We start from the raw sequence: 6980 nt of genomic DNA on the forward strand, positions 1-6980 counted from the left end.
GTCCGGGGGCGGAATCGGCGGGGCGGTGGTCTCCGAGGGGCTCGGGGTGTCGGCCAAGGCCTCGCTTGCCGCCGGGCTCGCGGTCGCCGCGGCAGCCGGCGTGGTGTTCGCGCTGGCCGGGGACGAGCCCGAGCCGGTGCCCCAGGCCAGGCCCGCGTCCGGCGTGACCGCGCCGGCCGTCCCGGCGCCGCTGCCGTCGAGCCCGGCCCCGGCCCCGGCCGTGTCCGAGCCGTCGGCCGTGGAGGAGCCCGTACCCGCACCACCCGCATCGCCGCCCGCGACGGCGCCCGCTCCCCCTCCCCCTCCCGCTCCGGCCGCGTCCGCGTCCGCGTCGCGGGCCGCGCCGGCGCCCACGACGGGTGCCGCGTCGCCGTCGCCGTCGGTGGGGGCCCCTGCAACGCCCAGCCCGGCGCCGCCGAAGCCCTCGCCCACACCGAGCCCGCCGCAGCCGCCGCGGGGATACCAGCTGGCCGGGCTCGCCCACTCGGTGCTCGGCAACCACAGCGGCCCCGAACTGCAGACCTGGCACAGCAGCTGGGTGTGGCAGCGCTGGGGGCTGGAGATCGCCGACCGGCGCTACGCACACGGGATCACCGTGCGCGCCCCGTCCTCGGTGGAGATCGCCCTCAACCGGCCGTGCAGCTCGTTCTCGGCGCGGGCCGGGGTGGACGGCCTGTCGCTGCTGACCGACGGCAAGGTCCGGTTCTCGGTGTACGCGGACGGGCAGCGGCTGTGGCGGTCCGGCCCGCTCGGCCATGACGACCCGGCGGCCGCCGTGAGCGTCCCCCTCACCGGGCGCAAGGCGGTGCGGCTGGTGGTCGAGCAGGTGGGGCAGGGCCGGATGCCGGCGCTGGCGAGCTGGGGCGATGCGGTGATCAGCTGCCGCTGATGCGGGCAGCGGGCGTCAGGAGAGTGCCGGGCGGGGGGCGGGAACGCCGTTGGGGACGGCTCGGCGACGGGGGGTGGTGGTGCCCGTCCAGCAGGTGCCGCGTCGGTTGAGCAGGCGGCCGAGCCAGAGCTCCATGGAGACGAGTTCGGCGAGGCCGTCCAGCGGGACGGGACGGCCCTCCGCCGCGTCCAGCAGGGCCTGTCGGACGACGCGGGCCTCGATCAGGCCGGCGTCGGCGAGCAACGGGGTGGTGAACAGGGCGAGCAGGGAGTCCAGGGCGGCGCGGAGGCCCAGACGGGTGGCGGCCTCGTTCGGGGTGTGGGCGGGGGCGCCCCATCCCGGGGGGAGTTCGCGGACGCCGGCCGAGGACAGCACGCTGCGCAGGATCGCGGCGCGTGCCCCCGGCTGGACGCGCAGGGACTCGGGCAGGGCGCGGGCGGCCCGTACGACCTGGTTGTCGAGGAAGGGGGCGTGCAGGCGCTGGCTGCGGACTTCGGCGGCCTGTTCGAAGACGCGGTGGTCGGCGGCGTGGCGGGCCAGGGCCGAGCGGGCGCGGGCTTCGCCGGGCCGCAGCGAGACGGGGGGCCGGCCGGCGGCGGCCGTGAGGCGGATCGATACTTCCGCGAGCGCCTCGCCGGTCAGCCAGCCCGCGGCCGGTCCCGGCCGGGACCAGGTGAGGGCGGCGAGGGAGGCGTCGACCGGCCCGGACGAGGGTCCGTCGCACACGTCGCCGTCGCGCAGCCGGGCCGCGGCGGCCTCCATGCCGGTGCGGTACGGCGTACGGGCGAGGCGGCGGGCCGCGGAGTAGACGGAGAAGGGGACGAGGAGCGAGGCCGGTGTGTCCGCGGGGGCCGAGCGGGCGAGGGCGGCCATGGGGCGCAGCAGGTGGCGGCGCCGGCGGTCCATGAGGAGGTCGGCAAGGCGGGCCGGGTGGGCGTCGAGGACCTGGCGGGCGCCGTGTCCGACGAAGTGGTCGGCGGAGCCGGCGGCGAGCCGGCGCCGCTCGCGGGCGGCGATGACCAGCGAGGGGCCGGGTTCGTCGGTGAGGGGCCCGTCGAGGTCGGCGTAGGGGAGGGCTTCCTCGGCCGCGGCGACGACGACGTGGTGCAGCCGGGGGTTGGCGGCGATGGCGTGGGCGCGTTCGAGTTCGGCCTCGCGGCCCCGGGGGGTGGCGAGGTCGTTGAAGGTGACGGCCAGCAGCCGTTCCCCGGTGCGTCTGGCGATCGTGCCCGGCTGGCCGGGCAGGCCGGCGGCGAGCAGTGCGAGGGTTGCGGAGGCGCTGCCGCCGGAGAGGTCGGCGCCGACTCCCGGCACGGGCGCCCCGCGGGCGGCGCGCCGGTCGGCGGGGCCCATTCCGGGCACCGGGCCGGGGTCGTGCGGCAGTGTGTCGGGAGCGTGCCTGGGGGCCGTGAGCCGGGCGCGCACCGCGTCCACCAATGCCTCGCGTACGCCCTCGACCGCCCGGTCGGGGTCGGCGGCCGGCGCGGCCACGGCGAGGGAGGCCACGGGCTCGTACCCGGTGATCTCCCGCGAGCCCTCGCGCAGGATCAGGGCGTGCCCGGGCGGGATGCGCCGCACGCCGACGTACGGTGTGCCGTCGCCCAGTGCCTCGGGGCTGTCGGGGCAGGCGAGGAGGGCGGCGAGGTGGCCGATGTCGAGCTGTGCCTCGATGAGGTCGGCGAGGGGGAGCGCGGCGGTGGCGTACGCGGTCCCGCCGGCCCACGGCGTGTAGAAGACGGGGCGGGCGCCGGCGAGGTCGCCGACCACGGTGATGCGGCGGCCGGTCTGGACGACGACGGTGTGGCTGCCGGACCACTGGGTGAGGTGGCGCAGGGCCCCGCCGCGGGCTGCGACGAGTGCGCGGCGCAGCTCGGCGTCGGTGGCGCCGCAGCAGCCGAAGACGGCGATCCGGGTGAAGGGGTCGCCGGGGTCGGCGGTGAGGGTGCGGATCTCGTCGGGGCGCCAGTCGCCGACGGCCCACAGCGGGTCGGGATCGCCCCACAGGAGTTGGGCGCCGACCGGGACGACGGTGCGTTCGGCTTCGTGGCCTGCGGGGTCGTCCGGGTGGGAGGCGTCGGCGAGGCCGCCGGTGATCAGGCCGCCCCCGTCGAAGCCGGGGGGCGGGCCGTAGGCGGCCCGGGTGCCGTACGGGCCGCGGCCGCCCCGGTCGGCGTGGCCGGAGACGCGGCCGGCCGTGCCGAAGCTCGCGGCGATACTGCTCCACCCCACCAACCAGCGCACCGCCGCCTCCCCAGCCTGTGGGCAATTGACCGGGGCGTGCACGGGCCGGGCAGCACGAAGGGCGCGGCCGGCTGGACCCCGGGTGGCTCGGGTCCATGCTGCCACGAGACAGGCGTGCGGGAGTTACCGAAGAGGGCGCACGTACGAACGAACACGCCTTGGACACTCGGTATTTGGCGTTCCGCTCCTCCCGCCCCATAGGTCGGTTTCGGCCATTCTTCGGTGGTGCGCTGCGGTACGGGACGCGGTGTGCGGGCGCGGTCCGGGAGGCGGGATCCACCCCCCGGACCGTTCCGCCACCCGCGGGGATTGAGGCAGCGGCATCCCCCGGCCCACCGGATCCACGCAGCGGGCCGACCCACGCACCGCACATCGAATCGCCGGGGCCCGGTACCGGCCAGAGCGCACGAGCGGGCGCACGGCCACACGGACGGAGCACGACGGGGGGCGCGCCGGGGGGCGCGCGCCCTCGGCGGGGGCCCGGGTCCGACTGTGCGAGCGGACAACAATCCCGCCATACGGAAGTCGGGGCCTTAACGCTTGGGAGGCGGGGAACTACGCTGGGTTTACGAAATGCCGGGCGCCTATGCCCCGGCGGCGCACGAGTGCCGGCGAATGCCTGTGCGTGCGCATGAGTTGTGTGCGTTCCGCGTGTGACGAGGGGTGGCGCATGTCCAGGGAGCTCCGCGAACCCAACGAGAAGCTCGGCGCCGTCCTCGCACTGGCGGGCATCAGCAACGCCGGACTGGCGCGGCGCGTCAACGACCTCGGCGCACAGCGCGGCCTGACGCTTCGTTACGACAAGACCTCCGTGGCGCGGTGGGTGTCCAAGGGGATGGTGCCGCAGGGCGCCGCCCCCCACCTGATCGCCGCCGCCATCGGCGCGAAGCTCGGGCGGCCGGTGCCGCTGCACGAGATCGGGCTGGCGGACGCGGACCCCGCGCCCGAGGTCGGCCTCTCCTTCCCGCGGGACGTGGGCGACGCGGTGCGCTCCGCGACCGACCTCTACCGGCTCGACCTCGCCGGGCGGCGGGGCGGTGGTGGGATCTGGCAGTCGCTGGCCGGCTCGTTCTCCGTATCGGCGTACGCGACGCCCGCCTCGCGCTGGCTGATATCTCCGGCCGACAGCTCCGTGGCGCGCGAACCCGCGGCCGTCGCCGGCGGCCCGGGTGCTGCCGCCGTCGCCGGCCCGGCTGCTGCCGCCGGCTCCGGCCCGGGTACCGGCTCCGGCCCGGCTCGGGCTGCCGTCTCCTCGGCCTCGCCGTCCACCCCCTCCGGTTCCGCTTCCGTCGGCGCCCCTGCGTCCGTTTCCGCTTCCGCCGCCCCGTCCACGCCCTCGTCGCCCCCCGCGTCGGCGGTTGTGCCCGCCCTGCCCTCGGGTGAAACGCCGCACGCCCCGCCCTTGGTCCCGACGGTCCTCGGACTGTCGGACTCCTCGCCGCAGCGCGTCGGCCACAGCGACGTCGGCAAGCTGCGCGAGGCCGCCGAGGACGCGCGCCGCTGGGACTCCAAGTACGGCGGCGGGGACTGGCGTTCGTCGATGGTGCCCGAGTGCCTGCGCGTCGACGCGGCACCGCTGCTGCTCGGCTCGTACAGCGACGAAGTGGGCCGCGCCCTGTTCGGCGCGACCGCCGAACTGACCCGGCTGGCCGGGTGGATGGCCTTCGACACCGGCCAGCAGGAAGCCGCCCAGCGCTACTACATCCAGGCGCTGCGCCTGGCCCGGGCGGCCGCGGACGTACCGCTCGGCGGGTACGTCCTGGCCTCGATGTCGCTGCAGGCGACGTACCGGGACTTCCCCGACGAGGGCGTCGACCTCGCGCAGGCGGCCGTCGAACGCAACCGCGGCCTCGCCACGGCCCGCACCATGAGCTTCTTCCGGCTGATCGAGGCCCGGGCGCACGCGAAGGCGGGCGACTCGGCGGCCGCGGAAGCCGCGCTGCGTGCGTCGGAGGGCTGGCTGGAGCGGGCCCGGGACGCCGACCACGACCCGACATGGCTGGGCTTCTACTCGTACGACCGCTTCGCGGCGGACGCGGCGGAATGCTACCGGGACCTCAAGCTTCCCCGGCAGGTACGGCGTTTCACCGAGCAGGCGCTGTCCCGCCCCACCGAGGAGTACGTGCGCTCGCACGGGCTGCGGCTGGTGGTCAGCGCGGTCGCCGAGCTGGAATCGGGCAATCTCGACGCGGCGTGCGCGGCCGGCGCCCGCGCGGTGGAGGTCGCGGGCCGCATCTCCTCGGCGCGGACGACCGAATACGTACGGGACCTGCTGCACCGCCTGGAACCCTACGGGGACGAGCCGCGCGTCGCGGAGCTGCGCGAACGGGCCCGGCCGCTGCTGGTGGCCCCCGCGTAGCACTGCTGTCGGTGGCGGGGTGCAGTATGCAGGGGTGGGAGGTGGCAGCTTGGGCAGGCTCGACTGCGATGTGCTGGTCGTCGGTGGTGGCATCGTCGGACTGTCGACGGCGTACGCCCTGTCGCAGCTGGCGCCGGGGACCCGGGTGGTGGTGCTGGAGAAGGAGTCCGCCCCGGCCCGGCACCAGACCGGCCGTAACAGCGGAGTGATCCACAGCGGCATCTACTACCGGCCCGGATCACTGAAGGCGCGCTTCGCGGTGCGCGGCGCCGCCGAGATGGTGAAGTTCTGCGCGGAGCACGGCATCGATCACGAGGTCACCGGCAAGCTCATCGTCGCCACCGGGCGGGAGGAGCTGCCGCGGCTGCACGCGCTCGTGCAGCGGGGCCGGGAGAACGGGATTCCGGTGCGCGAGCTGGGCCCGGCGCAGATCGCCGAGTACGAGCCGGAGGTGCGCGGGCTGGCCGCGATCCACGTGGGCACGACCGGGATCGCCGACTACGGGCAGGTGGCCCGGCAGCTGGCCGAGTCGTCCGGGGCGGAGATCGTCTACGGCGGGGCCGTGGACCTCGTCTCGCGGCGGGCGTCTGCGGTGGCGGTGCGGACGTCCGCGGGCGTGGTCGTGCGGGCGAAGGCGCTGGTGAACTGCGCGGGCCTGCAGTGCGACCGGGTCGCGCGGCTCGCCGGGGACGACCCGGGGATGCGGATTATTCCGTTCCGTGGGGAGTACTACGACCTGCGGCGGCCGGAGCTGGTGCGCGGGCTGGTGTACCCGGTGCCGGATCCGGCGTTCCCCTTCCTCGGGGTGCACCTGACGCGCGGGATCGGCGGCGGAGTGCACGTCGGGCCGAACGCCGTGCCCGCCCTCGCCCGCGAGGGATACGGCTGGGGTGTGGTCCGACCGCGGGACATCGCCGACGAGCTGGCGTGGCCCGGAGCCTGGCGGATGGCCTGGCGGCACTGGCGGTACGGCGCCGGCGAGATCCACCGCTCGCTGTCGAAAGCCGCCTTCACCGAAGCGGTGCAGCGGCTGCTGCCGGCGGTCACGGCCGCGGATCTGCGGCCTGCGGAGGCGGGGGTGCGGGCGCAGGCCGTACTGCGGGACGGGACGCTCGTCGACGACTTCCTGATCCGGGAGGCGGATCGGACCGTGCACGTGCTGAATGCGCCGTCGCCGGCAGCCACGGCCTCGCTGCCGATCGGGCGTGAGATCGGGCGGAGGGCGCTTGCCGCCTTGCGGGCCGCCTGAGCTGCGGGCCGCCGCCGGGCGGGGGTGCGGTGCGGTGCCGCTGCGCGGTGCTGCTCCCCGCCCCGCCCTCTCACCGTTTCCCGGGGCTCCGCCCCGGAGCCGACCCCCGGGAGCTGCGCGCCGGGAGCTGCGCGCCGGGAGCGCTCAAACGCCGCGCAGGCTGGATCCACCCCGGGTGCACTGCCACCGCACCAGCTGGATCCACCCGAGGGGCTCCGCTGTCGCGCGGGCGGGATCCGTGG

The 6980-nt window shown here is 76.3% G+C and carries 4 protein-coding genes and 1 pseudogene; 3 read left to right on the top strand and 2 right to left on the bottom strand.

The window, feature by feature from the left end; translation table 11 throughout:
- Window positions 1-498, bottom strand: a pseudogene (locus HYE82_RS38615) (hypothetical protein); the annotation flags it as partial.
- Here HYE82_RS38615 and HYE82_RS38620 point away from each other — a divergent pair.
- Window positions 488-889, top strand: a complete 402-nt coding sequence (locus HYE82_RS38620; protein WP_309144515.1) for an NPCBM/NEW2 domain-containing protein — start codon at window positions 488-490, stop codon at window positions 887-889. The pseudogene HYE82_RS38615 and the gene HYE82_RS38620 overlap by 11 nt on opposite strands.
- Before the next feature lie 15 nt (window positions 890-904).
- On the opposite strand, the gene HYE82_RS32115 is transcribed toward HYE82_RS38620, so the two are convergent.
- On the bottom strand, window positions 905-2983 hold the full coding sequence (locus HYE82_RS32115) for an asparagine synthase-related protein (protein WP_309144516.1): 2079 nt from the start codon (window positions 2981-2983) through the stop codon (window positions 905-907).
- Between the two features lie 817 nt (window positions 2984-3800).
- Between HYE82_RS32115 and HYE82_RS32120 the strand changes: the two genes are divergently transcribed.
- Both HYE82_RS32120 and lhgO read left to right on the top strand, forming a co-directional pair.
- Window positions 3801-5489, top strand: coding sequence for a sporulation protein (locus HYE82_RS32120; protein WP_179177730.1), 1689 nt, complete (start codon window positions 3801-3803; stop codon window positions 5487-5489).
- Between the two features lie 19 nt (window positions 5490-5508).
- A complete protein-coding gene (gene lhgO, locus HYE82_RS32125) occupies window positions 5509-6738 on the top strand; it encodes an L-2-hydroxyglutarate oxidase (RefSeq protein ID WP_179177731.1) in 1230 nt (409 codons plus the stop codon).
- Window positions 6739-6980 lie beyond the last annotated feature (242 nt).

The organism is Streptomyces sp. BR123 (assembly GCF_013401435.1).
GTDB lineage: Bacteria > Actinomycetota > Actinomycetes > Streptomycetales > Streptomycetaceae > Streptomyces.

Excerpts from the sequence above, each read along its gene's own strand:
- HYE82_RS32120 (WP_179177730.1), top strand. The coding sequence starts at position 3,801 with ATGTCCAGGGAGCTCCGCGAACCCAACGAGAAGCTCGGCGCCGTCCTC.